This window comes from Microbacterium sp. Gd 4-13, from assembly GCF_003095395.1.
In the GTDB taxonomy this organism is placed as follows: domain Bacteria; phylum Actinomycetota; class Actinomycetes; order Actinomycetales; family Microbacteriaceae; genus Microbacterium.
In genome coordinates, this window is the sequence record NZ_QEIJ01000004.1 from 125,883 (window position 1) to 150,672 (window position 24,790).

The following is a 24,790-nucleotide window of genomic DNA, read 5'->3' on the forward strand; positions in this document are numbered from 1 at the left end:
CGGATGCGGCGGGCCGCCGTCAGGCGTCGGAGTCGCGGCGCGCCTCGTCGGCGGCGTCTTCGCTGTCGGCGTCGACCTGCGCACCGCGGGCCTTGGCGCGCGCGGCGCGGCGCTCGGCGAGGCCCCCCGAGACGGACTCGAGCGGGCGACGCAGGAACAGCAGCGACAGGCTGAGACCGATCAGCGCCGCGAAGATCGCGGCGAGCCAGTACAGCCCGTTCTGGAAGGCCGGGAACAGCATCAGCACCGAGAACGGCACGAGGAACGCGAGCAACCGCAGCACGGTGTAGAGGAAAGCGGAGCGGACGCGCATCGGGCCATTCTAGATCCGCCCCGGCGCAAGGCCGACGTTCAGGCGGCGCACCTAGGATGGGGGGATGACAAGGGTGCTGCTCATCGGGGCGCTCGTGGCGACCGCATTCTGGGTGTACACGATCGTCGACTGCGCCCTCCAGCCTCCGCAGCGACACCGCGGCGTGAGCAAGGGTGTCTGGATCGTCATCACCATCCTCGTCCCCGTTCTCGGCGGCGTTCTCTGGTTCGCCGTGGGCCGCGGGCGGGCCTCCTCGTCGCGCACGCACCGTGCACCCGACGACGATCCCGAGTTCCTCGGCAGCATCGGCACGATCAGCGACCAGGACGAACGCATCCGCCGACTCGAAGAAGAACTCGCGATGCTCGATTCCGAGGCCGACGACCCCCAGGCACCGCCGGCCGCGCCCGGCAGCATCCCTCCCGCTGAGAAGCCGACCGACGACGGCGACGACTCGCGCGGTCAGCGCGGCGCCGTCGGCTGACGTGGACGCACCCGTGCACGGGGCGGCCTCGCCCGCGACGGATGCCGCCGCCGCTCTCCTCGGCGCGCTGATCACCCGTGGCGTGGAGCACGTGGTGCTCAGCCCGGGCTCGCGCTCGCAGGCGCTCGCCCTCGTGGCCGCCGACCTCGAACGAGCGGGTCTTCTTCGGCTCCACGTGCGGATCGACGAACGCGTCGCCGGGTTCACCGCCCTGGGCATCGCGCGTGAGACCGGAATGCCCGCCGCGGTCATCTGCACCTCGGGCACGGCCGTGGCGAACCTCCTCCCGGCGGTGCTCGAAGCGCACCACTCCGGCGTGCCGCTTCTGCTCCTCACCGCCGACCGGCCGCCGGAGCTCCGCGGCATCGGCGCCAACCAGACGACGCGGCAGCCCGGCATGTTCGCGCAGGCGGTGCGTCTCGAGCTCGACGTCGCCGTGCCCGACGAGACCGACGCCGACGGCACCGGCGAGGGCACGCGGATGCTGCGCGACGTCGCCGCGGAGGCGCTCGCCGCCGCCCTCGGCGACGGCCGGCCCGCCGGCCCCGTGCACCTGAACCTGCCCTACCGCGAGCCCCTCGGGGGCCCCGTGCCCGCGTGGATCGCCGCGCCGACCCCGCCCGTTCCCGACGCCGTGGACGAGACGCCCGACACCTTCGGCGCGCTGTACCAGGGCGGGGGCGGCATCGGAGACGCGGATGCTTCGCCCGCGCAAGAGGCGCCGCTGGTGCTCGCCCGCGGGCCGCGCACCGTCGTCGTCGCGGGAGCCGATGCGGGTCCGGCGGCGGAGGACCTCGCGCACCTGGGAGGCTGGCCGCTCATCGCCGAGATCGTCAGCGGTGCCCGGTTCGGCCGGTACCTCGTGCACGGGTACCGCGGGCTCCTCCGCGATCCCGACCTGGGAGGCGCGATCGAGCGGGTGGTGGTGTTCGGTCACCCGACGCTCAGTCGCGAGGTGACGCAGCTGCTCTCCCGCACCGACGTCGAGGTCGTCGCCCTACGCGGGCCCGGTGAGCCCCTCAACCTCAACGGCGCGACGGTCACGGTCGACGCCGTGGGCGTCGATGCCGGCGCCGCGGATCGCGAGTGGCTCGGACTGTGGATGCGCGCTTCCCGCGACGCATCCGTCGATCTCTCCCCGGCCGCCCCCGACGCCGATGCGCTCGCCTCCACCGTGCCGAGCGAACGGCGCGGCGCCCTCGCCTCGGAGGTCGCGGCGCTGCGCGCTCCCCTCGACCGGGAGGCTCTCGTCGATGCGGTGTGGCGGGCGACCTGGCCCCACGACCGCGTGATGTTCGGCTCGTCGCGGCTCGTGCGGGTCGCCGACGCGGTGCTCGGCGGCAAGAAGGTGCCGGTGCATTCGAATCGCGGGCTTGCGGGGATCGACGGCACGATCGCGACGGCGACGGGGATCGCGGTGGCCAGCCAGACGGACGGGCGACCCGGGGTCACGCGCGTGCTCCTGGGTGATCTGGCGTTGCTCCACGACGTCGGTGCGCTGCTCCTCCCTGCCGGCGAGACGGAGCCGCGGGTGCAGGTCGTCGTCGGCAACGACGGCGGGGGCACGATCTTCGACGGGCTCGAGGTGGCCGGGGTCGCGGGTGCCGAGGCGATGCAGCGCGTGCTGTACACGCCGCAGTCGGTGCGTCTCGAGCATCTCGCCCGTGCATACGGGTGGGAGTACCACCGGGTGACGACCCGCTCCGCGCTCGACCAGCTGCTCACCGCGCCGGCCGGCGGGCGGCAACTGATCGAGGTTCCGCTCGCGCGCTGACGAGGCGCTCGAACACTCCGCGTTCTCGTGTTGCGCAGTACTCTCCATTACGCGGTAGCATCGACTGCGCGTTAGGTAGCGTGCAAGAAGCGACCGGTCCGAGGGGGACGACATGGGTGTTGCCAGGCGATGGGTGTTTCCCATCCTCCGAATCGTGCTGATCGCGGTCATCGCGATCGCCCTCGCGAAGCTCGCGTTCTTCCCCGACCGCGCTGTCGAAGCAGATCCCGCCCTCCCGACCGGTGCCGTCATCGAGCCGACGATCCCCGTCGCGGTCGGCACGATCACGAATGACGTCGTGCTCGACGCGACGGTGTCGGCCGATCCCGCCGTCGCGGTGAAGTCGACGGCGGAGGGCACCGTCAACCGGATCTATTCCGAGGTCGGGGCCACCGTGAACGCCGAGCAGGCGATCTTCGACGTCAAGGTCGAGATCGTCCGCGACCCGTCGAAGTCGGTCGACGCCGAGGGCAACCCCCTGCCGCCGATCTACCGGTACGTCGAGGTGACCGCCCCGACGTCGGGGACGCTCAGCTCCCTCGACGTCATCGCCGGGCAGGCCGTGTCGATCGGCCAGGCCGCAGGGCAGATCGCCCCGCCCACCTCCTCCGTGACGGGCTCGCTGCAGCCCGCTCAGCAGTACCGGCTGCTGAATCAGCCGACCGAAGCATCCGTCGCCATCACCGGGGGGCCCGCGCCCTTCACCTGCACGGGATTGCGCATCGTCACACCGCTCGCCGGCGCGAACGCCGACGCCTCGACGGCGACGGGCGGTGCGGCCGATCCGGGCAGCGGCACCACGACGACCGTGAGCTGCCCGGTGCCCGAGGGTGTCACGGTCTTCCCCGGCCTCGCCGCCGAGATGACGATCGCGGGAGGCCGCGCCGAGGGCGTGCTCGTGGTGCCGACCACCGCGGTGCGCGGAGCGGCGCAGACCGGGGCGGTGTGGGTGGTCGCCGCCGACGGAAGCGTGGAGGAGCGCGCGGTGGGGCTGGGACTCAGCGATGGCCGCCAAGTCGAGATCACGGGCGGTCTCGCCGACGGCGACGTCGTGCGCGAGTTCGCCCCCGGCGCCGATGCTCTCCTCCCCGGGCCCGACGGGTGCACGACGATGCCCGACGGCTCCACGGTCTGCGGGGACACCCCGTGACACTGCTGCACCTGGAGGCGGTGACCCGCACGGTGCTGCCGCCCGATCAGCCCGCGCTGACGATCCTCAACGGTGTCGACCTGACCGTCGCCGAGAACGACCGCATCTCGATCGTCGGGCGCTCCGGATCGGGCAAGTCGACCCTCCTGAACATCCTCGGGCTGCTCGATCTGCCCACCAGCGGCATCGTCGAGTTCGCCGGGCGCCCGGTGAAGGACTACTCCTCGCGCGAGCGGGATCGCGTGCGCGGCCGCGAGATCGGCTTCGTGTTCCAGCAGTTCAACCTGCTTCCCGGGCGCACCGCCCTCGAGAATGTCATGATGCCGCTCTACTACGCCGAGGGCCGACAGTTCTGGCGACGGCGCGCGCTCGCGGCCGAGATGCTCGACGAGGTCGGGCTCGGCCACCGCCTCGAGAGCCTCCCCGACCGGCTGTCGGGCGGAGAGCAGCAGCGGGTCGCGATCGCGCGCTCCCTCGTGCGCGGGCCGCGCCTGATCCTCGCCGACGAGCCGACGGGCGCCCTCGATCTGGACACCGGGCAGTCGGTCATGGAGCTCATCGACACCGTCGCCGCGCGCACCGAGGCGGCGCTCGTCGTGATCACCCACGACCCGGCCATCGCTGCGCGATCGCGCGATCACTACCGCCTCGAAGCGGGAGTGCTGACCCGGGCCGCCGACGCCTCCGCGTCTGCCGCCTCCGAGTCGCAGCACCTCCTCGCCGCCGCGGAGCAGACGTCGTGAACCGGTTGTTCACCGGCTTCGTCGGCGCGCTCGCCGAGGCCTGGCAGGAGGTGCGCATCCACCGCACCCGTGTCTTGCTGTCGCTCGTGGGAGTCGCGGTGGCGGTCTGCTCGCTGACGACCGTCGTGGCGCTGGGCGGCATCATGCAGCAGGCCACCACCGAGCTCAGCGAGAGGCAGAGCGGACGCCCGGCGAGCGTGTGGCTCAATGCCTATCGCACCGACTCCCAGGCGGTCGACACCGCGACGCTCGATGCCGCCTGGGAGACGGCGACCGCCCGATACGGCATCTCGTACGCCAGTCGCAACACGAGCACGCAGATGCCCGTCGATTCGCCCGCCGGGGTCGTGCAGGTCGGAACCCAGGGGGTCGACCAGCCCTACGGCGAGATGCATCGCGTGCGGATGCTGGAGGGGGAGTGGTTCTCGGCCGAGACCGCCGCGATGCTGGCGCCCCGGGTGATCGTCAACGAGTACTTCTGGAACACGCTCGGTCGTCCCGACCTCGCGCAGCATCCGACCCTCTCGCTCGGCGGCTTCGAGGGTACGGTCGCGGTGATCGTCGGGGTCACGCCGTCGCCCGACTGGGACACGTTCCCGTCGATGTACATGCTCGCCGATCAGCTCGGCGCCTATCAGGCGGCCGACGCCGTCGCCGGTGCGGGCGCTGCCCCCGTCGATCCCTACGCGGGCGCCTCCGTGCAGTACGAGATGTGGTTGCCTCCAGAGAACTGGGAGGAGCTGTCGGATCTCGTGACCCGCGACGTCTCCTCCGACCTCGGGGAGGGGACGAACGTCGACGTGTACCGGCAGGACGCCGCGTACTACGGCAACGACTCGTTCGTGGTGGTGCAGCTCGTGGTGTCGGGGATCGCCGTGCTCGTGCTGCTGCTCGGCGCGCTCGGACTCGTCAACATCGCGCTGGTCACCGTGAAGCAGCGGGTGCGCGAGATCGGCATCCGCCGCAGCTTCGGCGCGACCGCGGGGCGGGTGTTCTTCGCGGTGATGATGGAGAGCGTCGTGGCGACCGTCGTCGCCGGCGTCGTCGGCGTCGCCGCGGCGATCCTCATCGTGCAGAGCCCGTGGGTGCGCGACCTCATCGGCCAGGGGCTGGTCGAGGACTTCCCGCCCTTCCCGGTCGACGCCGCCGTGCTCGGACTCGTCGCCGCCTGCGCGGTGGGCGCTCTCGCCGGGCTCCTTCCGGCGCTGGTGGCCGTGCGGGTGAAGGTGATCGACGCGATCCGTTACTGATGCGCCGTCGAGCGGGCAAGGGATGGCGCCGCGAGGACGGCGGGCGGAAAATGATCCGATGAGCGCACACGGATGGACCACTCCCGCCCGCGAGGCCCTGCGCGTCGGCGCCGGGTTCCGGCTGGCCGACCTCGACCCCCGGGAGACGCCGGGGTACGAGGGGTCGAAGGCGACGGGCTCGGCCGACCTCGCCGACGGCGTGCCGTCGCTCGGTGATCTGCAGGAGCGCCTGTTCGCGCAGAGTGTCGCGGGCACCGCTGCGGGCTCGGTGCTCCTCGTCCTGCAGGGAATGGACACCTCGGGCAAGGGCGGGATCGTCCGCCACGTCGTCGGCGCCGTCGACCCGCAGGGTGTCGAGCTGGCGTCGTTCAAGAAGCCGACCGCCGAGGAGCTGCAGCATGATTTCCTCTGGCGCATCGCGAAGCGTCTCCCCGCGCGCGGCAAGATCGGCGTCTTCGACCGGTCGCACTACGAGGACGTGCTGATCGGGCGTGTGCGCAACCTCGCGCCCGCCGAAGAGATCGAACGGCGTTACGGAGCGATCGAGCGGTTCGAGGCGGATGCGGCGGACCGCGGCATCCGGGTGGTGAAGGCCATGCTGCACATCTCGAAGGACGAGCAGAAGGAGCGCCTGGCCGAGAGGCTGGACCGCCCGGAGAAGCACTGGAAGTACAACCCCGGCGACGTGGACGAGCGCGAGCTCTGGGACGACTACATGGCCGCGTACCAGGTCATGCTCGAGCGCACATCGACCGATGTCGCGCCCTGGTTCGTGGTGCCGGCAGACCGCAAGTGGTTCGCCCGCCTCGCCGTGCAGGGCTTGCTGCTGGCGGCGCTCGACGACATCGATCCGGCGTGGCCGGTGGCCGAGTACGACGTGGAGCGGGAGAAGGTGCGGCTCGCCGCCTCGTGATTCCCGCCCTCAGGCGAGGGCTTCGACGATCGGGCGGAACTTCACGCGCGTCTCGAGCAGCTCCGACTCCGGGTCGCTGCCGGCGACGATCCCCGCCCCCGCGTACGCGGTCAGCGGGATCGCGTCGCGCGAGCCGGCGGGCACGGCGTCGAACTGCGCGCAGCGCAGGGCGATCGCCCACTCGCCGTCGCCCGATCCGTCGACCCAGCCGACGGCGCCCGCGTAACGGCCGCGGTCGAACGGCTCGAGCCGGCGGATCAGCTCCACCGCATCGCGCGTCGGGGTACCGGCGACGGCCGCCGTCGGGTGCAGGGCCTCGAGCAGATCAAGCGATGACGCCGCATCCGACAGCACGCCTTCGACGTCGGTCGCGAGGTGCCAGACGTTCGGCAGTCGCAGCGTGAAGGGCTGCTCGGCGGCCGCGAGCGCGCTCGTGTGCGGGCGGAGCGAGGAGAGCACGCTCTGCACGGCGAACCGGTGCTCGTCCTGATCCTTCGGACTCGTGGCGAGGGCGACGGATGCGGCGGCATCGGCGTCGACGTCGGCCCCCCGCGCCGTGGTGCCGGCCAGCACGCGCGCGGTGACGGTGCCGGCCGAGACGGTGACCAGCGTCTCGGGGCTCGCGCCGATGAGGCCGTCGACGGCGAAGATCCAGCAGTCCGGGTAGCCGGAGGCCAGCGACCGCACCAGTCGGCGCAGGTCGGCGCCGACGGGTGCGGTGCCGACGAGGTCGCGGGCGAGCACGACCTTGTCGACCTCGTGCCGTTCGATGGCGCCCAGGGCGGCTCGCACCGCGTCCTGGTAGGCGTCGGGATCCATCGCGCCGGGGCCGAGCGTGGCCGACCAGTGCGGACCGTAGGGCACGCGGGCGGGGAGCCCGAGCAGTTCGTCGTCGACCACCGAGTCGGCGTGACTGATGCGGGTCACCCAGGAGCGCCCTCCGCGGCGGCCGACCACGATCCACGGCACGGTGAGCGTGCTGGTCTTCGTCGATCGAGGGTCGAAGGCGAAGGAACCCAGCGCGATCAGCCCCGTGCCGGGAAGACCCACGGGGTCGTCGATCTCGGCTGCGGCGGCGATGGCGCGCCACCTCTCGGCGACGAAGCGCGCGGGCGACTCGACGCCGCCCGCCGCGCGGAGCTCGTGAATCGACCCGAACGCCGCGAGGGAGGCGTCGCGCCTGCTCCAGAAGGCCGGGGCGTAGGAGGGGGTGTACGACAGCACGTCTTCGACGGGGTCGATCTCCCGCGTCACCACGCGCAGGCGGGGGAGGGGGAGCGTGTCGTGCGTCACAGCATCCAGCCTACGACCGGGTTCTGCCGCCGGAGCGGCGAACGATCGGCGTCGAGACGACGCGCGGACTGAGCGGTGCGGGTGCCGATCTAGACTTCGGGCATGACGACTCGTCCCGCACCCGGCACCCGTCTCGTCTTCCGCTGGCGCAAGTGGGACGCCTCGACCCACTGGGTGCACGACTGCGTCTACCTGGGATCGGACGAGTTCGGCGACTGGTTCGGGCAGTTCGCCGGATGGCGCAGCCACCGACCGGGGCGCGACGTGGTCGCGAGCACCGACAACGTGACCCTTCTGCCCCCGAGCGGCGAGTGGGTCTTCACCGCGAACGCCCCGGCCCACCGCACGCGGGTGTACATCGATCTCGCCTGGGATGCCCGCTGGGACGCGGGCGTGCCGACCGGCATCGACATGGACCTCGACGTGGTCGAGCAGGCGGATCGCGGCGTCTGGATCGACGACCGCGACGAGTGGGAGGAGCACCGCGTGAAATACGGGTATCCCCTCGACATCGTCGACCGGCTCGAGGCCGTCACGCTCGAGCTGGAGGCGCGCGTGAGCCGTCGCGAGGCGCCCTTCGACGACGCCACGATCGACCGGTGGTTGGGCCGCATGACGCAGCTCCGCGGATCGTTCGACGCCGAGGCACCACAGGCTGACCACTGACCGCGCGGCCTAGACTCGCCGTATGACCCCCGAGCCCAACCGCGCCGATCTCGCGAAGGATCCGGCCCGCGTGAGCGGCATGTTCGACCAGGTCGCCGCGAAGTACGACCGCACGAACACGGTGCTCAGCCTCGGCAACGACCGCTTCTGGCGCGTGGCGACCACCCGCGCCGTGGCGCCGCGGGCAGGACAGCGCATCCTCGATCTCGCCGCCGGCACGGGGGCCTCGAGCGTGGCGCTCGCGCGCAGCGGCGCCGAGGTGGTCGCCGCCGACTTCTCTCCCGGCATGATCGCCGAGGGTGCCCGGCGCTACGCCGACCTTCCGAACCTGTCGTTCGTCGAGGCCAACGCCACCGACCTGCCGTTCGCCGACGACGAGTTCGACACGGTGACCATGTCTTTCGGGCTGCGCAACGTCGATCAGCCCAAGAAGGCGCTCCGCGAACTGCGACGGGTCACCAAGCCCGGCGGCCGCATCGTCGTCTGCGAGTTCTCCACCCCGCCGTCGGCGCTGTTCGGCAGCCTGTACCGCTTCTACAACGGCCGCGTGCTTCCCCGGGTGGCGCGCGTGGTCAGCTCCAACTCCGAGGCTTACGACTACCTCAACGAGTCGATCCGCCACTGGCCCGACCAGCCGACGCTCTCGGCGTGGATGCGCGAGGAAGGGTGGGTCGACGTGGCCTACCGCAATCTGTCGCTGGGCATCGTAGCGCTGCACCGGGGGACCAACCCCTCATGAAGCTCCTCCACCCCCGCACGGTAGGCTGACACGGTGACCCCGAGACCTTCTGCCGCGGGCTCCCGACTCATCGCGGGCAAGCTGGGGCTCGCCGACCGCATCTTCGCGGGCGCGCGCTCCCGCCGGCTGTTGTCGACGGTCGAAGAGGGTCTCGCCCGCGTCGAGACGAGCCTCGCCCACGAGCTGAGCATCGCCGACACCCTCGCCGATGCGACCAGCCGTTACCTGTACGAGGCGGGCGGCAAGCGCATCCGCCCCATGCTCACGATCCTCACCGCCCAGCTCGGCGACGGGATCACCGACGACGTGGTCGAGGCCGCCGTCGCGCTCGAGATGACGCACCTCGGTTCGCTCTACCACGATGACGTCATGGACGGCGCGGACGTACGCCGGGGCGTGCCCAGTGCGCAGACGGTGTGGGGCAACAACATCGCCATCCTCACCGGTGACCTCCTCTTTTCCCGCGCGAGCCAGATCATGGCCAGGCAGGGCGAGCGGGCCATCCGCCTGCAGGCCGACACCTTCGAGCGCCTCGTGCTCGGCCAGATGCACGAGACCGTCGGACCCGGCGAGGGCGATGACCCGGTCGCGTTCTACCTCGACGTGCTCGGAGACAAGACCGGCTCGCTCATCGCCACCGCCGCCGAGGCCGGCGTGATCTTCGCCCACGGTCCCGTCGAGCTCGAAGTGGCCATGCGCACCTTCGGTGAGAAGGCCGGTGTCGCCTTCCAGCTGCTCGACGACGTCATCGACCTCTCGGCCGACCCCGACGAGACCGGCAAGGTGCCCGGCACCGATCTGCGCGCCGGCGTGCCGACGATGCCGTATCTCCTGCTCGGCGAGCGCACCGACGCCGCATCGCGCGCGCTCCGCGGCACGATCGACGACGGTGTCTCCCGCATCGCCGAGGGTGCCGATCCCGCGCTCCTCGACGGTCCTCTCGCCCAGCTCCGCGACCACGATGCCACGCGCGACACGCTGCGTCTGGCCCATCAGTGGTCGCAGGACGCCATCGACGCGCTCGCTCCCGTCCCCGACGGAGCCGTGCGGGAGGCGCTGACGCGCTTCGCGCAGGCCGTCGCCGACCGCTCCAGCTGACCCCGCCGGCGGATCCTCAGCCTCGGGGCCGCCGACCCGCACCCAGAACGAGGGATTCCCATGACGAAGCTCAGGCTCGCCATCGTGGGCGCCGGCCCCGCCGGCATCTACGCCGCCGACATCCTCCTGAAGACCGAGCGCGCGTTCGACGTGTCGATCGACCTCTTCGAGCAGCTCCCCGCGCCGTACGGTCTCGTGCGCTACGGAGTCGCCCCCGACCACCCGCGCATCAAGGGCATCATCACGGCGCTGCGCGAGGTGCTCGACAGCGGCGACATCCGCCTGTTCGGCAACGTGCGCTTCGGCGAGGACATCACCCTCGACGATCTGAAGAAGCACTACAACGCCGTCATCTTCTCCACGGGCGCGATCCGCGACACCGCGCTGGAGATCCCCGGCATCGACGCCGAAGGGTCGTACGGGGCCGCCGACTTCGTCAGCTGGTTCGACGGACACCCGGATGTACCCCGCGAATGGCCGCTGGACGCCGCATCCGTCGCCGTCATCGGCAACGGCAACGTGGCGCTCGACATCACGCGCATGCTCGCCAAGCACGCCGACGACCTGCTGCCCACCGAGATCCCCGAGAACGTCTACGAGGGGCTGAAGGCCTCGCCCGTCACCGACGTGCACGTGTTCGGTCGCCGCGGACCCGCGCAGGTGAAGTTCACCCCGCTCGAGCTTCGCGAGCTCGGCGAGCTGCGCGACGTCGACATGGTCGTCTACGACGAGGACTTCGACTACGACGAGGCGTCGAAGGCCGCGATCGCGAGCAACAAGCAGGTCATGGTCATCGACCGTGTGCTGCAGTCGTGGCGCAAGCGCCCGGGCGTGAACAACGCCGGCGGCGAAGCCTCGCGTCGCCTGCACCTGCACTTCTGGGCGAAGCCCGTCGAGCTGAAGACGGATGCCGACGGTCGGGTCTCGTCGTTCGTGTACGAGCGCACGCGGCCGAACGCCGAGGGCGGCGTCGAGGGCACGGGCGAGCTCCGCGAGGTGCCGATCCAGGCGCTGTACCGCGCGGTCGGCTACTTCGGGTCGCCGCTTCCCGGCGTGCCGTTCGACGAGCGCCACGGCGTCATCCCGAACCGGGAGGGCCAGGTGCTGCACCCCGACTCGAACGAGCCCGTCCCCGGCGTCTACGCCACGGGCTGGATCAAACGCGGGCCGGTCGGCCTCATCGGCCACACGAAGTCCGACGCGATGGAGACCGTTCGCCACCTCGTCAACGACGCCGGCCAGTGGTGGCAGCCCGAAGATCCGTCCGAGGACGCGGTCGTCGCCCTCCTCGCCGAGCGAGGCGTGCGGTGGACCGACCTCGACGGCTGGCACCGACTCGACGAGCACGAGATCGCCCTCGGCGCCCCGCACGAGCGCGCCCGCGTCAAGGTCGTCCCCCGCGACGAGATGGTGCGGGTCTCGCGCGGCGAGTAGTCCCGAACGCCGCCGTGCATGCGGGAGGAGATGTGCAATCCGGAGGTCAGCCTGCGCTCCAGGCTCCTCCCGTGTGCACATCACCTCCCGTGTGAACGTGCGGGACTCGCTCTGTCCCTCCCCAACGCGCTCGTTGACGGGAGTTCGCACAAGCGCCGCCCTCGGGAGCGGGCGGCTCGGTCCACCCGTTCACCATGGGGGGATGTCGCGTCCCGAAGAACTCGTCCGCTGGTTGGGGGGAGTTGCGCGCACGTCTCGGCTCATCGACCGGGGCATCCGGCGTCGGGCGATCGGCGAGGCCGTGACATCCGGCGCGCTCCTCCGCGTGCGCAAGGGATGGGTCGCTGTCCCCGAGGCGGACGCCGACCTGATGGCGGCGGCTCGGGCCGGCGTCGTCCTGACCTGCGTCACGCAAGCGCGTCGTATCGGGCTCTGGGTGCTCGGGGACGACGCGCCCCATCTTGCGGCACCCGCCCACGCGGGCCACGTGGGCGTCGCGGGTGCCGTCCTCCATTGGGGACGACCGCTCGTTCCCCGCCATCCCGACAGCCTGACGGACGAGATCGAAAACGTTCTGGCGATCGTCGCCGCGTGCCAGCCGTACGAGGTCGCCCTCGCGATATGGGAGTCTGCCCTCCGGCAGCGGCTCGTCGACGGCCGTGCGCTGGCGCGCCTCGATTTCGGTCCGGAGGCGCGTCGGATCCGCGAGGACGCCGATCCGTTCGCCGATTCCGGACTCGAAACGTTCGTCGTTCCGCGGTTGAGATGGATGCGACTGCCGCTGCGCCGTCAGATCTGGATCGCTGGACGACCGGTCGACCTCCTCATCGGCGACCGACTCGTGCTGCAGATCGATGGCGGCCACCACGTCGGCGCGCAGCGCGAGGCCGACATCGCTCATGACGCCGAACTCGCACTGCTCGGCTATCACGTCATCCGCGTCGGCTACGGCGCGGTCGTCAACGATTGGCCCGCGGTGCAGGCGCGCCTCATGAGGGCCGTAGCCCAGGGGATCCACCTGGCGCCGTGACGCTCGTGCCTACGGGAGGAGATGTGCAATCCGGAGGTCAGCCTGCGCTCCAGGCTCCTCCCGTGTGCACATCACCTCCCGTCTGAACACTCCGCGCACCTCCCGTCCGGCGCTCTAGGCTGGGCGCATGAGCGAGGCCTGGGCGCCCGACATCCTCGGGGCGGGTTTCGAACGGCTGACGCTGCCGCTCGGGGCCGACGACGACGGTGCGGAGCTCGTCGCGACGCTGGTGCGCAGCATCCCGCACCCCTTCGCCCGCCTCGGCGGGGTGCTGCGCGACGTCGACGTGCTCTATGTGCACGGCTGGTCGGACTACTTCTTCCAGACCGAGCTCGCCCGCTTCTGGACCGAGCGCGGCGCGCGCTTCCACGCCCTCGACCTGCGCGGTTACGGACGCAGTCTGCGACCCGGTCAGGTGCCGGGCGACATGCGTTCGCTTGCGGACTACGACGCCGACATCGGTGCGGCGCTCGAGGCGATGGGGTGGGATGCGGCGCGCCGCCGCAGGCTCGTGCTGCTCGGCCATTCGACGGGCGGACTCGTGCTGACCCTCTGGGCCGCGCGGCACCCGGGAGTCGCGGACGCGGTGGTGCTCAACAGTCCCTGGCTCGAGTTCCAGGTCGGTGCCGTGGGCCGGCAGGCGCTCGCTCCGATCGTGAACGCCCGGGCGCGTTTCGACCCGTACGGCTCCCACCCGGTGGTCGACCTGGGCTTCTACACGCGCGCGCAGCGCGAGGTGGGCTCGCTCCCGGACTCCCCGAAGGGGTGGCGTCCGCCGCAGGGCTTCCCGACGCATCCGGCGTGGTTGGCCGCGATCCTCGAGGGCCACCGTCGTGTCGCACTCGGGGTGGACGTCGGAGCGCCCGCCCTGGTGCTGCTGTCGGCGCGATCGATCCTGGCGGCGTCGTGGCATCCCGACATGACGGACGTCGACTCGGTGCTCGTCGTCGACGACATCGCCCGTCGGGCCACGCGCATCGCAGAGACCGTGACGATCGCGCGCATCGACGGAGCCCTGCACGACGTGTTCCTTTCGCGACCCCGGCCGCGCCAGCGCGCCTACGCCGAGCTGGAGAGGTTCGTGCGCAGCGTCGTCGAACGGTGAGGGTGCGCGCTCAGCGTGTGGCGCGGGCCAGGTTCGCCTCGAGCTCCTCGCGGTTCTGCGCGACGACGTAGGCGGGCTGGTCGCGCTCGACGCGCCAGCTCTCGGACAGCGGGCCGATGTTCACGGTGTCGTAGCCGAACTCGTCGTAGATCGAGGCGACGAGATCGGATGCTTCGGAGTGGTCGCTCGCGGTGGCCAGCGCCCTGCGGCCGGGTGTGCCCGCGGCGGAGCCGTCGGTGAGGATCGTGCCGCTCGTGATGTGGTTGAACGCCTTCGCGACCTTCGAGGTGGGGAGGTGCTCCTGCAGCATCTGCGAGGTCGTGGTCTGCTTCTCTTCGAGCGCGGGGATGCGGCCGTCGCGCTCCCAGTAGTAGTTGTTCGTGTCGAGAACGATCTTGCCGGAGAGCGGCTCGACCGGCACCTGGTCGAGCGCCTTGAGGGGCACGGTCACCACGACGACCTCGCCGAACGCGGCTGCTTCTTCTGCCGTGCCGGCGGTGGCGCGATCGCCGAGATCGGAGACGAGGTCCGCCAGGGTCTCGGGGCCTCGGGAGTTCGCGATCTTCACGTCGTAGCCGCGCTCGACGAAGCCGCGTGCCAGGGTCGATCCGATGTGTCCTGCGCCGATGATTCCTACCTGTGTCATCTTCGGGACAACACGGCCCCCGACCTCGTATTCCCGGCCGGCCGTCCCCGACGACGCAGAGCGGTCGTGGACGCATAGCAGTCGTGCCGACGCGGCGTCAATGGTCTCGGAGCGCTCGCTTTCCAGCGCTAACTTCATGAGTGCTCCACCCCCGCGATTCAACGGCTCATCGGTCGGTGTTCGGGTCACCGACCTTCTGGCCGCGCGGGGATGACGACCCCCGGCGGAGAGGCTCTCCCGTCGGGGGTCGTATTCTTCCCAGGCCTCTCGCGTTCTCGGCCGCTGAAGCACGACGGTAGTGTGGACGCGGCCCAGCCCGGGGCCGCGATCGAAGCGAGACGCATGACCTCTTCCCCTGAGCCGCGGCGCGGCACCCGGTTCGTGATGACGTGCATCGGGGTGGGCCTGCTCGCGGGCCTGCTTTCGGGGCTGTTCGGGGTCGGCGGCGGAACGGTCATCGTGCCGCTCCTCGTGCTGATCCTCCGCTTCGATCAGCGCCTCGCCGCGGGCACGTCGCTCGCCGCCATCGTTCCGACCGCGTCGGTGGGAGTGATCTCGTACGCCGTCCACGGTTCGGTGGCCTGGATCCCCGCGATCATCCTCGCGATCGGCGCCGTGATCGGCGCGCAGATCGGCACCTGGCTGCTGCCGAAGGTGTCGCAGACGGCGCTGCGGTGGGCGTTCGTGGCGTTCCTCGTGATCGTCATCGCGAGCCTGTTCTTCATCATCCCCTCGCGCGACGCCGAGCTGGAGCTCACCTGGCTCAGCGGAGCGGGGCTCGCCACGCTCGGTGTGATCACCGGCGTCTTGGCGGGGCTCCTCGGCGTCGGAGGCGGCATCATCGTCGTGCCGGCGCTGATGCTGCTCTTCGGCACGAGCGACCTCATCGCCAAGGGCACGTCGCTGCTCATGATGATCCCCACGGCCATCTCGGGCACCGTCGGCAACCTCCGCCGCAAGAACGTCGACCTGCGCGCCGCCGCCATGATCGGTCTCGCCGCGTGCACGACGACGGCCCTCGGCGCGTGGATCGCGACGCTGGTCGACCCGTTCGTGGGCAACGTGCTGTTCGCGGCGTTCCTGGTCTTCATCTCCGTGCAGATGGCGATGAAGGCGATCCGCGGACGCCACCAGCGCTGACGTCGCGCGCGGTCGGCGGCCGGAGGAGTTCGGATCCGGCTCGGTAGGATGGTGCCGTGCCCGTGAATCCCGATCTGGTCGGCCGTGTCTTCCCGCCGACCCCTCCCTACCTGGTCGGGCGAGAGAAGGTGCGCGAGTTCGCGCGCGCCGTCTTCGCCGTGGCCCCTCAGTACAGCGATCCCGAGGCCGCCCGGGCCCTGGGCTACGCCGACGTCGTCGCGCCCCCGACGTTCGCGATGGTCGTGCAGGACATCACTCTCCAGCAGCTGCTCGCCGAGCCCGAATCGGGCATCGAGCTCTCGCGCCTCGTGCACGCCGAGCAGCGCTTCCGCTACAGCCGTCCGATCGTCGCAGGCGACGAGTTGACCGCGACCCTGACCGTGGGCGGCATCCGCACGCTCGGTGGCAACGCGATGGTCACCAGCGACGCCGAGATCGTCGACGCGGCCGGTGCCCACGTCGTCACAGCCACGAGCGTGCTGCTCGTGGGGGAGGGGGAGGCATGACCGACCTCGCCGTCGGCGACGTGATCGCCGAGCGCTCCGTGCACCTGACCCGCGAATCGCTGGTGCGGTACGCGGGGGCCTCGGGCGACTTCAACCCCATCCACTACCGCGACGACGTCGCCGTGGCCGTCGGGCTCCCGGGCGTGCTCGCCCACGGCATGCTGACCATGGGGATCGCGATCGGCACCGTCGAGGAATGGCTCGGCGACCCGGCGCGCGTCCTCGAGTACGGCGTGCGTTTCACCCGTCCGGTGCTGGTCGACCCCGAGGCGGGCGCCGACGTGCACGTCTCGGCGAAGATCGGCGCGCTCGACGACGACACCGCTCGCATCGATCTCACGGTCACCGCCGCGTCGACCACCGTCCTGGGCAAGGCCCAGGTGCGGGTGCGTCGGGCCTGACCATGCCCGAGACCGAACCCGTCGCGCTCGCCCGTCTGACGACGCTGCGCACGGGCGCCGCGCCCGCCCGCATGTTCGAGGCCGGAACGACCGACGAGCTCGTGACGGAGCTGCGCGAACTCTGGGCAGCGGGCGAGCCGTGGCTCGTGATCGGGGGCGGGTCGAACCTGTTCGTCGGAGATGAGCCGTTCGAGGGCACCGTCGTGCGGGTGCGCACGTCGGGCATCGAACCGCTCCCCGGTTCGCGCCCCGGAACGCTGCGGCTGCGCGTTCAGGCCGGGCACGACTGGGACGCCCTCGTCGCGTACACCGTGGCGCACGGCCTCGCCGGAATCGAGGCCATGTCGGGCATCCCCGGCACCGCCGGTGCCGCGCCCGTGCAGAACGTCGGCGCCTACGGTCAGGAGATCGTGCAGACCCTCGTCGAGGTCGAGCTGATCGACGAGGCCACCGGCGACGTCTCGGTCGTCGCTGCGGCCGACCTCGGACTCGGGTTCCGCACGTCGGTGCTCAAGCACCACTACGGTTCGGTGCCGGAGCGTCCGGCCGTCGTGCTGTCGATCACCCTCGAACTCGCCGTCGTCGGTGCGGGGGAGATTCCGGTGGCGGGCGAGCAGCTGCGCACGGCGCTCGGGCTCGAGCCCGACGCATCCGTCTCGCTCTCGTGGATCCGCGATCACGTGCTGACGACGCGCGCCCGGAAGGGCATGGTTCTCGACGACGCCGATCCCGACACGTGGAGCGCCGGGTCGTTCTTCCAGAATGCGATCGTCTCGGAGGCCTTCGCCCGCACGCTTCCCGCGGAGTGCCCGCGCTGGCCGCTCGCGCCGTACGTCGACCCGGTGACGGTGATCCCCCTCGCCGCCTTCGACGGAGTGGTGCCGCCGCCGGTCACGGTCACGACCGAGGTGAAGGTGAGCGCGGCGTGGCTGATCGAGCACGCCGGGCTGGGTAAGGGGTTCTCGCTGCCACGATCGCGTGCGGGGCTCTCGACGAAGCACACCCTCGCCGTCACCAACCGGGGCGGCGCGAGCGCCGGCGAGATCGCGCAGCTCGCGCGCTTCACGCAGCAGCGCGTGCAGGCCGAGTTCGGCCTGCTGCTGCAGCCCGAACCGGTGCTCGTCGGCGTCGACCTCTAGCGAGGGTCCCGGGCCCGCCGACAGGATCGGCGGTCGTGACGTCGCCGGACGCTCTCGCCGTCGATGTGTCGGCGGATGCTACGCGAACAGGCGCTGGAGGCGGCGGACGCCCTCGAGCAGCTGGGCGTCGCCGAGAGCGTAGGACAGGCGCAGGTAGCCGCTGGGTCCGAAGGCCTCGCCCGGGACGACGGCGACCTCGGCCTCGTCGAGGATGAGGTCGGCGAGCTCGAGGGTCGTGGTGGGGGTCTTGCCCGCCCACTCGCGTCCGAGGAGGCCCGTGACGTCGGGGTACACGTAGAAGGCGCCGAGGGGGTTCGGAACCGTGACGCCGTCGATCTTCGAGAGCTCCTCGACGATGAGCCGGCGGCGACGGTCGAAGGCGAGGCGGAACTCCTCGGCCTCGTCCTGCGGGCCGGTGAGAGCGGCCAGGGCGGCGCGCTGGGCGACGTTGTTGACGTTCGACGACAGGTGCGACTGCAGGTTGGCGGCGAGCTTCATCGCGTCGGCGGGGCCGACCATCCAGCCCACGCGCCACCCGGTCATCGCGTAGGTCTTCGCGACGCCGTTGACGAGGATCGTCTGCGCGGTGAGGGCCGGCACCGCCTCGACGATCGACACCGCGCGAGCGCCGTCGTAGACGAGGTTCTGGTAGATCTCGTCGCTGATGACCCACAGGCCGTGCTCGAGAGCCCATTCGCCGATGGCCGCGGTCTCTTCGGGCGTGTAGACGGCACCGGTGGGGTTCGAGGGAGAGACGAACACGAGCACGGTCGTGCGGTCGGTGCGAGCCGCCTCGAGCTGTTCGACGGTGACCTTGTAGTCCTGGTCGGCGCCGGCGAACACCTCGACGGGAACACCGTCGGCGAGTGCGATGGCCTCGGGGTAGGTGGTCCAGTACGGCGCGGGCAGCAGCACCTCGTCGCCCGGGTTCACCACGGTCTGGAAGGCCTGGTAGACGGCCTGCTTTCCGCCGTTGGTGACGATCACCTGCGAGGGCGAGACCTCCCAGCCCGAGTCGCGCAGGGTCTTCGCCGCGATCGCCTCGCGCAGCACGGGGAGACCGGCCGCGGGGGTGTAACGGTAGTTGGCGGGGTCGGAGAGCGCCTCGGCCGCAGCATCCACGATGAACGACGGGGTCTGGAAGTCGGGCTCGCCCGCGGCGTACGAGATGACGTCGCGGCCTGTGGCCTGCAGTGCCTTCGCCTTGGCGTCGACCTTGAGCGTCGCCGACTCGGCGATCGCGCTCAGCTTGTTCGACAGGGCGGGTGTGCGGGAGGAGGGGGCGCTGGTCGTCACGCCCCGAGCTTATCCGGCGACTCGTGCGGTTACGTAGGCTCAGCCGGTGTTCGACGGGGTGCCGGGCACGTCTCGATCCTCGAGCGTCTGCCCGAGGCGCTCGAGCGGGTGGCCCGCAGCATCCCGAGACCCTGACAGGCTGGGGGGATGAGTCCCGCCGACCCCCGCGCGTACGACCTCGAGGCGCTCCGCGAGCGCGTCCTGCCCGAGACGGGAGGAGCGGTCGACGAGAGCATCCCGCAGCTCGCCGACGCCGACCCCGACCTGTGCGGCATCGCCGTGGTGCTCGACGACGGCACGGTGCGCGCGAGCGCGCAGGCCGATGTCGCGTTCGGCGTGCAGTCGGCGGTGAAGCCCTTCCTCTTCGCGCTCGCGCTGCTCGACACCGACGGTGAGGCGCTCGACCGCATCGGCATCGAGCCGACCGGTGAGGCGTTCGACGCGATCAAGCTCGAGAGTCACACCGGGCGTCCGCCGAACCCGATGGTCAACGCCGGCGCGCTCCTGACGGCGGCCCTGGTCGACGGCGACGATCCCGACGCTCGTACCGAACGGATCGTGCGCGGCCTCTCGGCCTTCGCCGGTCGCGATCTCGAGATCGACGACGAGGTCGCGCGCTCCGAGCACCTGCTGGGCGACCGCAACCACGCCCTGGCGCACCTCATGCGGGCCGAAGGCACTCTCGAGGTCGGAGCCGACGATGCGGTCGCCGTCTACGCCCGGGCCTGCGCGGTGCTGGTCGACGCGCAGACGCTCGCCGTCATGGGCGCAACCCTCGCGCTCGGCGGGGTCAACCCCGTCACGGGCGAGAGGGTCGTCCCGACGCGTGTCGCCCGCGACGTGGTGTCGGTGATGGCCACGTGCGGGGTCTACGACGGCTCGGGGCGGTGGATGCGCGCCGTCGGCGTGCCCGCGAAATCGAGTGTGTCGGGGGCGATCGTGCTGTCGGTGCCCGGGATGCTGGGCGCCGCGGTCGTGAGCCCGCCGCTCGATGAGCAGGGCACCAGCGTGCGGGGCCGCATCGTCAGCGAACGGCTGTCGGCCGACCTCGGGCTGCACGTCTTCGGGTTTCCGGCCGGCGGCTGATCGCCCGGAGCATCGTTATCGCTCTGTTGCGTGGGGGCCCGTGCGGCCCGTTTAGCGTGGAACGAGGGGGTGCGCTGATGCGTCGAGGATCGGTCATCGCGGCGGTCTGTGGCGTCGCGGGGATGCTGCTGCTGAGCGGATGCGGGGGAGCGCCGGGAATCGTGCCCGAGCCGCGGGGCGAGGCGAGCATCGTCGACGAGATGGTCTGCGCCGACCCTCTGGGCGAGGCCGAGGGGTCTGCGACGGCCGGCACCGTGCCCGCCGGATTCGCCCCCGTCGCCGTCTACCGCTGCGGTTCGTTCGCGACGCGCGAGCTCGACGGCGGCGCCGTGTGGTCGGGCACCCTCGTCGAGCGCTTCGAGGGAGACCTCGCACCGCTCCTCTCGGCGCTCGACGCGCCGAGCGACCCGCGCTGGTTCGGCGCGTGCGCGGCGAACATGGTCATCGCGCCGGACCTGTGGGCCGAAGACGCCGCCGGCCGGTTCGTGCGTCTGTCGTACCCGTCGACCGGGTGCAGCCAGCCGAAGCTCGACGCCGTCGACGAGCAGCTCGCAAGGCTCGTCGTCGCCGACGAGGTCTTCACTCCCCTGTCGATCTTCTCGACGCCCGAGGCCGTTGCGGCCGGGTGCGAGACGCGGGCGAGCGTCACGGTGCTGAACGTTCTGACCTCCGACCTCGAGACCCCTCGGGCCGCGCCCGCCGACGAGGGCAGCGGCGAGAGCGTCGCGACGATCCCCTACGACCCTCCGGCCCTCCCCGCCGCGGCGGACGTCGAGGGCATGCGCGTGTGCGTCTACGCCTCCGACACGACGCAGGGCGGCGTGCGCATGATCGGTGACGAGGGGATCTTCGCGGGCGTTCTCCAGCTGGATGCGGCGGATGCGGCGGCCGCGCTCGCCGAGGTCTCGGGTGCCGCGGAGGTGAGCGCCCACTGCCCGGAGGTCGCGTCGCGGTTCGTCGTCGCGCAGCCGCTCGGAGCGCGCAGCGGCGCCGAGGGGTTCACGGTCGAGCTGGACGGCTGCCGCCGGGTGGTCGATCCCGCGTTCCGTACCCTCGCAGCATCCGAAATGCTCATCTCGCTCATGACACCCTCGTGACCGTTACCTACAGGTTGTAGGTTTCAGCCTTAGGGGTGTAGGTTCGACGCATGCCCCGAGCCCACCTCACGACCGCATCGGTGATCGCCGACGCCGCCGCGCTCGCCGACAGCGACGGTCTCGCCGCCGTCACGGTCTCGGCGGTCGCCCGCCGGCTCGGGGTGAAGCCCGCGAGCCTCTACGAACACGTGGCCGGGCTCGGCCCGCTCCTCGACGGAGTGCAGGTTCTGGCGCTCGGCGAGGTGGCAGAGCGCACCGCAGCGGCGGTGGCCGGGCGTTCGGGGCGTGAGGCGCTCCGCGGCCTCGCCGACGCCCACCGCGAGTACGCGATCGCGCGGCCCGGGGCATGGGCGGCGTTGCAGCGACCCGCCTCGCCGGCCGTCGCCGGGTCGCCTGAGGCGGCGCGTGTCGCTGGTCTCCTCCTCGCCGTCGTGCGGGGTTACCGCGTTCCCGACGACGACCTCGTCCACGCCGCGCGGCTGGTCGGAGCGACCGTCAACGGCTTTCTCGCCCTCACCCGTGCCGAGGCGTTCGCGCACCGCCCCGACTCCGAGGACGCCTCGTGGACGGCGGCCGTCGACGCCCTCGACCGCGCCCTCGATTCGTGGCCCGAAGGAAGCGACTCATGATCTCCACACCGTTCACCCCCGACCTCGTTCGCGGGGCGGCCGAACTCGAGACCGTCGCGCGGGGTGTGACCCCGCACCGTCTGCCGGCGTGGGTGGGGCGGCAGTTCCCCGACCCGCAGCTGCGCTCCATGGAGGCCCAGCCCTCCGGGGTGTGCCTGACGTTCGAGACCGCGGCGACGGTGATCGAACTCGTCACCCATCCGTCGCGCGTCGCCTACCGGGGCTTCGATCGGCCCCGGGGGCGCATCGACGTCGTCGTCGACGGTGTGCTGCGGCGGCGCGACGAACTGGCCGGGGGCGACAGCGTCGAGGTCGACCTGCAGACCGGCGGCTCGACAGCGCGCCCGGGCGGGACGCACACGACGCGGGTCGACGACCTGGGAGAGGGATCGAAGGTCGTCGAGATCTGGCTGCCCCACAACGAGGCGCTCGACCTCGTCGACCTGCGCACCGACGCGCCGATCGCGCCGCTCACCGACCGTCGGAGACGGTGGGTGCACCACGGCAGTTCGATCAGCCAGGGCTCCAACGCCGTCGCACCGACCGAGATCTGGCCTGTGGCCGCGGCCCGGGCTGCGGGCGGCATCGAGCTGCGCAACCTCGGCCTCGGGGGCAGCGCTCAGGTGGATCCTTTCCTCGCGCGGGTGATCCGTGATGCTCCGGCGGACCTGATCAGCGTGAAGCTCGGCATCAACGTCGTGAACCTCGACGGATTCCGCCTGCGCACCTTCGTGCCGGCCGTGCACGGATTCCTCGACACGATCCGCGACGGCCACCCCGACACGCCCCTTCTCGTGGTCTCGCCGATCTTCTGCGGCATCCACGAGTCCACTCCCGGCCCCGGTGCGTTTGATCCGACGAGCTTCACGACGGGCCGGGTGCGGTTCGTCGCCACCGGCTCCCCCGCCGACGTCGCGCGGGGGAGTCTGACGCTCGAGGTGATCCGCGACGCCCTGCGCGCAGTCGTCGAGACACGCTCCGACGACCCGCACCTGCACTACCTCGACGGGCTCGATCTCTACGGCGCGGCCGACGCGGAGGCTCTGCCGCTCCCCGATGCGCTGCACCCCGACGCCGAGGCGCATTCCCTCATCGCGCGGCGCTTCGTCGAGCGCGCCTTCGGCCGCGGCGCTCCGTTCGCCCGCTGAAAGCCCGAAACACCCGGAGCGCGCGGGCGCAGCATCCGGGTGTCTCGGACTCTCAAGCGATGCCGGGCCCGCTAGAGGTACTTCGTGTAGGCCGGCACCGTCAGGAACGCGGGGAACTCCTCGCGCAGCGCGACCTCCCGGAAGAGCGCGGCCGCGTCGTCGAAACGATCGCCGGGCGTGCGTGCCGCTTCGGCGAGCTCCTCGGCGATGAGCGACTCGACGTAGTCCCGCGTGATCGGGGTGCCGTCGTCGGTGGTGCGGTCCTGGTGGATCCACTGCCACACCTGCGAGCGCGAGATCTCGGCGGTCGCCGCATCCTCCATGAGGTTGTCGATCGCGACGGCTCCCTGACCGCGCAGCCACGCCTCGAGGTAGCGGATGGCCACGGCGACGTTGCCGCGCACCCCGGCCGCCGTGATCGGCAGTCCGATGTGCACATCGAGCAGGCGCTTCGCCGTCGCCTCCTCGCGCGCACGGTCGACCGTCGCCGGGGCGCTTCGCCGACCGACCTGGTTCGGTCGGTCGCCGAGCACCGCGTCGAACTCGGCGCGCGCCACCGGGATGAGGTCGGGGTGCGCGACCCACGTGCCGTCGAAGCCGTCGCCGGCCTCGCGCTTCTTGTCGGCCGCCACCTTCTCGAACGCGCGAGCGGTCACCTCGGGGTCGCGGCGATTCGGGATGAAAGCGCTCATGCCGCCGATCGCGTAGGCTCCGCGGCGGTGGCAGGTCGTCACGAGCAGCTCGGTGTAGGCCCTCATGAACGGCACGGTCATCGTCACGTCGCTGCGGTCGGGCAGCACGAACCGGGCTCCGCGGCCCCGGTAGTTCTTGATGATCGAGAAGATGTAGTCCCAGCGGCCCGCGTTGAGTCCCGCGCAGTGGTCGCGGAGGGCGTAGAGGATCTCCTCCATCTCGAATGCCGCCGGCAGCGTCTCGATCAGCACGGTCGCGCGGATCGTGCCGTGCGCGATGCCGAGCGCGCGCTCGCTGAACGAGAAGACGTCGTCCCACAGCCGCGCCTCCTGTGCCGACTCGAGCTTGGCGAGGTAGAAGTACGGACCCCGGCCCGCGTCGATGAGCGCCTGCGCGTTGTGGAAGACGTACAGCCCGAAGTCGACGAGCGAGCCGGATGCGGCGAGCTCGCGCCCCTCGCGGTCGGTGAACCGCAGGTGCTTCTCGGGCAGATGCCAGCCGCGCGGGCGCATGACGATCGTCGGCGTACGCTCGGCCGTCACCGCGTAGTGCTTGCCCTCCGCGCTGGTGAACTGCAGCTGCCCGCGGATCGCGTCGCGGAGCGTCAGCTGCCCCTCGATGACGTTCTTCCAGGTCGGCGAGGTCGCGTCCTCCTGGTCGGCGAGCCAGACCCGGGCGCCGGAGTTCAGCGCGTTGATCGCCATCTTCGGGTCGGTCGGTCCGGTGATCTCCACCCGGCGGTCTTCGAGACCCGGACCCGCACCCGCCACCCGCCACGTCGTGTCGGCCCGGATGTAGGCGGTGTCGTCGCGGAAGCTCGGGTCGTGCCCGATGCCGATCTGGAAGTGGCGGCGGAGGCGGTCGGCGAGCCGGTCGAGGCGCCGGCCGCCGAATCGCGCGTGCAGAGCCGAGACGAAGGCGATCGCCTCGGGCGTGAGGATCTCGTCATAGCGGTCTCCGAGGGTGCCGGCGATCTCGAGGGTGGGTGGGGGTTCGGTGAGCAGGGTCATGATCGTG

Annotated in this window: 25 protein-coding genes; 20 read left to right on the forward strand and 5 right to left on the reverse strand. The window is 71.5% G+C overall.

Annotation, left to right across the window (positions count from 1 at the left end; genetic code table 11):
- Positions 1-19 precede the first annotated feature (19 nt).
- On the reverse strand, positions 20-313 hold the full coding sequence (locus tag DEA06_RS09565) for a DUF4229 domain-containing protein (protein ID WP_116647766.1): 294 nt from the start codon (positions 311-313) through the stop codon (positions 20-22).
- 64 nt (positions 314-377) lie between these two features.
- On the opposite strand from DEA06_RS09565, the gene DEA06_RS09570 reads away from it, so the two are divergent.
- The 6 genes from DEA06_RS09570 to DEA06_RS09595 all read left to right on the forward strand — a co-directional run bounded on the left by DEA06_RS09570 (position 378) and on the right by DEA06_RS09595 (position 6,627).
- Positions 378-797: a PLD nuclease N-terminal domain-containing protein gene (locus DEA06_RS09570; RefSeq protein ID WP_116647767.1), complete on the forward strand. Its 420-nt coding sequence runs from the start codon at positions 378-380 to the stop codon at positions 795-797.
- 1 nt (position 798) lies between these two features.
- Positions 799-2,571, forward strand: a complete 1,773-nt coding sequence (gene menD, locus DEA06_RS09575) for a 2-succinyl-5-enolpyruvyl-6-hydroxy-3-cyclohexene-1-carboxylic-acid synthase (protein WP_116647768.1) — start codon at positions 799-801, stop codon at positions 2,569-2,571.
- Positions 2,572-2,683: 112 nt separating this feature from the next.
- Positions 2,684-3,721 carry a hypothetical protein gene (locus DEA06_RS09580; RefSeq protein ID WP_133241738.1) on the forward strand — a complete coding sequence of 346 codons (1,038 nt, stop codon included), beginning with the start codon at positions 2,684-2,686 and terminating at the stop codon, positions 3,719-3,721.
- Positions 3,718-4,464, forward strand: coding sequence for an ABC transporter ATP-binding protein (locus DEA06_RS09585; protein ID WP_116647770.1), 747 nt, complete (start codon positions 3,718-3,720; stop codon positions 4,462-4,464). Before DEA06_RS09580 ends, DEA06_RS09585 begins: the two co-directional genes overlap by 4 nt.
- Complete coding sequence (locus DEA06_RS09590) at positions 4,461-5,714, forward strand: ABC transporter permease (RefSeq protein ID WP_116647771.1); 1,254 nt, start codon at positions 4,461-4,463, stop codon at positions 5,712-5,714. Before DEA06_RS09585 ends, DEA06_RS09590 begins: the two co-directional genes overlap by 4 nt.
- 58 nt (positions 5,715-5,772) lie before the next feature.
- Entirely contained in the window at positions 5,773-6,627 is an 855-nt protein-coding gene (locus DEA06_RS09595; protein WP_116647772.1) for a PPK2 family polyphosphate kinase, read from the forward strand.
- 9 nt (positions 6,628-6,636) lie between these two features.
- On the opposite strand, the gene DEA06_RS09600 is transcribed toward DEA06_RS09595, so the two are convergent.
- A complete protein-coding gene (locus DEA06_RS09600) occupies positions 6,637-7,920 on the reverse strand; it encodes an isochorismate synthase (protein ID WP_116647773.1) in 1,284 nt (427 codons plus the stop codon).
- A gap of 102 nt (positions 7,921-8,022) precedes the next feature.
- Between DEA06_RS09600 and DEA06_RS09605 the strand changes: the two genes are divergently transcribed.
- From DEA06_RS09605 to DEA06_RS09630, 6 genes are all read left to right on the forward strand, one after another.
- Positions 8,023-8,586, forward strand: coding sequence for a DUF402 domain-containing protein (locus DEA06_RS09605; protein WP_116647774.1), 564 nt, complete (start codon positions 8,023-8,025; stop codon positions 8,584-8,586).
- A gap of 22 nt (positions 8,587-8,608) precedes the next feature.
- Positions 8,609-9,325: a class I SAM-dependent methyltransferase gene (locus DEA06_RS09610; RefSeq protein ID WP_116647775.1), complete on the forward strand. Its 717-nt coding sequence runs from the start codon at positions 8,609-8,611 to the stop codon at positions 9,323-9,325.
- A 33-nt stretch (positions 9,326-9,358) separates the two neighbouring features.
- Positions 9,359-10,423 (forward strand): polyprenyl synthetase family protein, encoded by a 1,065-nt coding sequence (locus DEA06_RS09615; RefSeq protein ID WP_116647776.1) that lies wholly within the window; start codon positions 9,359-9,361, stop codon positions 10,421-10,423.
- Positions 10,424-10,483: 60 nt separating this feature from the next.
- Complete coding sequence (locus DEA06_RS09620; RefSeq protein WP_116647777.1) at positions 10,484-11,857, forward strand: FAD-dependent oxidoreductase; 1,374 nt, start codon at positions 10,484-10,486, stop codon at positions 11,855-11,857.
- A gap of 202 nt (positions 11,858-12,059) precedes the next feature.
- The gene (locus tag DEA06_RS09625) at positions 12,060-12,887 is read left to right on the forward strand and encodes a DUF559 domain-containing protein (protein ID WP_116647778.1); all 828 of its coding nucleotides are present in this window, start codon (positions 12,060-12,062) and stop codon (positions 12,885-12,887) included.
- Between the two features lie 127 nt (positions 12,888-13,014).
- A complete protein-coding gene (locus DEA06_RS09630; RefSeq protein WP_116647779.1) occupies positions 13,015-13,992 on the forward strand; it encodes an alpha/beta hydrolase in 978 nt (325 codons plus the stop codon).
- Positions 13,993-14,002: 10 nt separating this feature from the next.
- On the opposite strand, the gene DEA06_RS09635 is transcribed toward DEA06_RS09630, so the two are convergent.
- Positions 14,003-14,638, reverse strand: a complete 636-nt coding sequence (locus DEA06_RS09635; protein ID WP_116647780.1) for an NAD(P)-binding domain-containing protein — start codon at positions 14,636-14,638, stop codon at positions 14,003-14,005.
- Positions 14,639-14,980: 342 nt separating this feature from the next.
- Here DEA06_RS09635 and DEA06_RS09640 point away from each other — a divergent pair, with 342 nt between their 5' ends.
- Genes DEA06_RS09640 through DEA06_RS09655 form a run of 4 tightly spaced genes read left to right on the forward strand, consistent with a single transcriptional unit; the run spans position 14,981 to position 17,824 of the window.
- On the forward strand, positions 14,981-15,778 hold the full coding sequence (locus DEA06_RS09640; protein WP_116647940.1) for a sulfite exporter TauE/SafE family protein: 798 nt from the start codon (positions 14,981-14,983) through the stop codon (positions 15,776-15,778).
- A 56-nt stretch (positions 15,779-15,834) separates the two neighbouring features.
- Complete coding sequence (locus tag DEA06_RS09645; RefSeq protein WP_116647781.1) at positions 15,835-16,284, forward strand: MaoC family dehydratase N-terminal domain-containing protein; 450 nt, start codon at positions 15,835-15,837, stop codon at positions 16,282-16,284.
- The gene (locus tag DEA06_RS09650; RefSeq protein WP_116647782.1) at positions 16,281-16,685 is read left to right on the forward strand and encodes a MaoC/PaaZ C-terminal domain-containing protein; all 405 of its coding nucleotides are present in this window, start codon (positions 16,281-16,283) and stop codon (positions 16,683-16,685) included. The genes DEA06_RS09645 and DEA06_RS09650 overlap by 4 nt, the downstream gene beginning before the upstream one ends.
- Before the next feature lie 2 nt (positions 16,686-16,687).
- On the forward strand, positions 16,688-17,824 hold the full coding sequence (locus DEA06_RS09655; protein WP_116647783.1) for a UDP-N-acetylmuramate dehydrogenase: 1,137 nt from the start codon (positions 16,688-16,690) through the stop codon (positions 17,822-17,824).
- A 78-nt stretch (positions 17,825-17,902) separates the two neighbouring features.
- Here the strand turns inward: DEA06_RS09655 and DEA06_RS09660 are convergent, their stop codons facing one another.
- Complete coding sequence (locus tag DEA06_RS09660) at positions 17,903-19,120, reverse strand: pyridoxal phosphate-dependent aminotransferase (protein WP_116647784.1); 1,218 nt, start codon at positions 19,118-19,120, stop codon at positions 17,903-17,905.
- A gap of 147 nt (positions 19,121-19,267) precedes the next feature.
- On the opposite strand from DEA06_RS09660, the gene glsA reads away from it, so the two are divergent.
- The 4 genes from glsA (at position 19,268) to DEA06_RS09680 (ending at position 23,080) form a co-directional block, all read left to right on the forward strand.
- The gene (glsA, locus tag DEA06_RS09665) at positions 19,268-20,206 is read left to right on the forward strand and encodes a glutaminase A (RefSeq protein WP_116647785.1); all 939 of its coding nucleotides are present in this window, start codon (positions 19,268-19,270) and stop codon (positions 20,204-20,206) included.
- Between the two features lie 77 nt (positions 20,207-20,283).
- A complete protein-coding gene (locus DEA06_RS09670; RefSeq protein ID WP_133241739.1) occupies positions 20,284-21,303 on the forward strand; it encodes a hypothetical protein in 1,020 nt (339 codons plus the stop codon).
- Positions 21,304-21,353: 50 nt separating this feature from the next.
- Positions 21,354-21,932, forward strand: coding sequence for a WHG domain-containing protein (locus DEA06_RS09675; protein ID WP_116647787.1), 579 nt, complete (start codon positions 21,354-21,356; stop codon positions 21,930-21,932).
- Positions 21,929-23,080 (forward strand): GDSL-type esterase/lipase family protein, encoded by a 1,152-nt coding sequence (locus DEA06_RS09680; RefSeq protein ID WP_116647788.1) that lies wholly within the window; start codon positions 21,929-21,931, stop codon positions 23,078-23,080. The genes DEA06_RS09675 and DEA06_RS09680 overlap by 4 nt, the downstream gene beginning before the upstream one ends.
- A gap of 71 nt (positions 23,081-23,151) precedes the next feature.
- On the opposite strand, the gene aceB is transcribed toward DEA06_RS09680, so the two are convergent.
- Entirely contained in the window at positions 23,152-24,783 is a 1,632-nt protein-coding gene (aceB, locus tag DEA06_RS09685; RefSeq protein WP_116647789.1) for a malate synthase A, read from the reverse strand.
- Between the last annotated feature and the right edge of the window lie 7 nt (positions 24,784-24,790).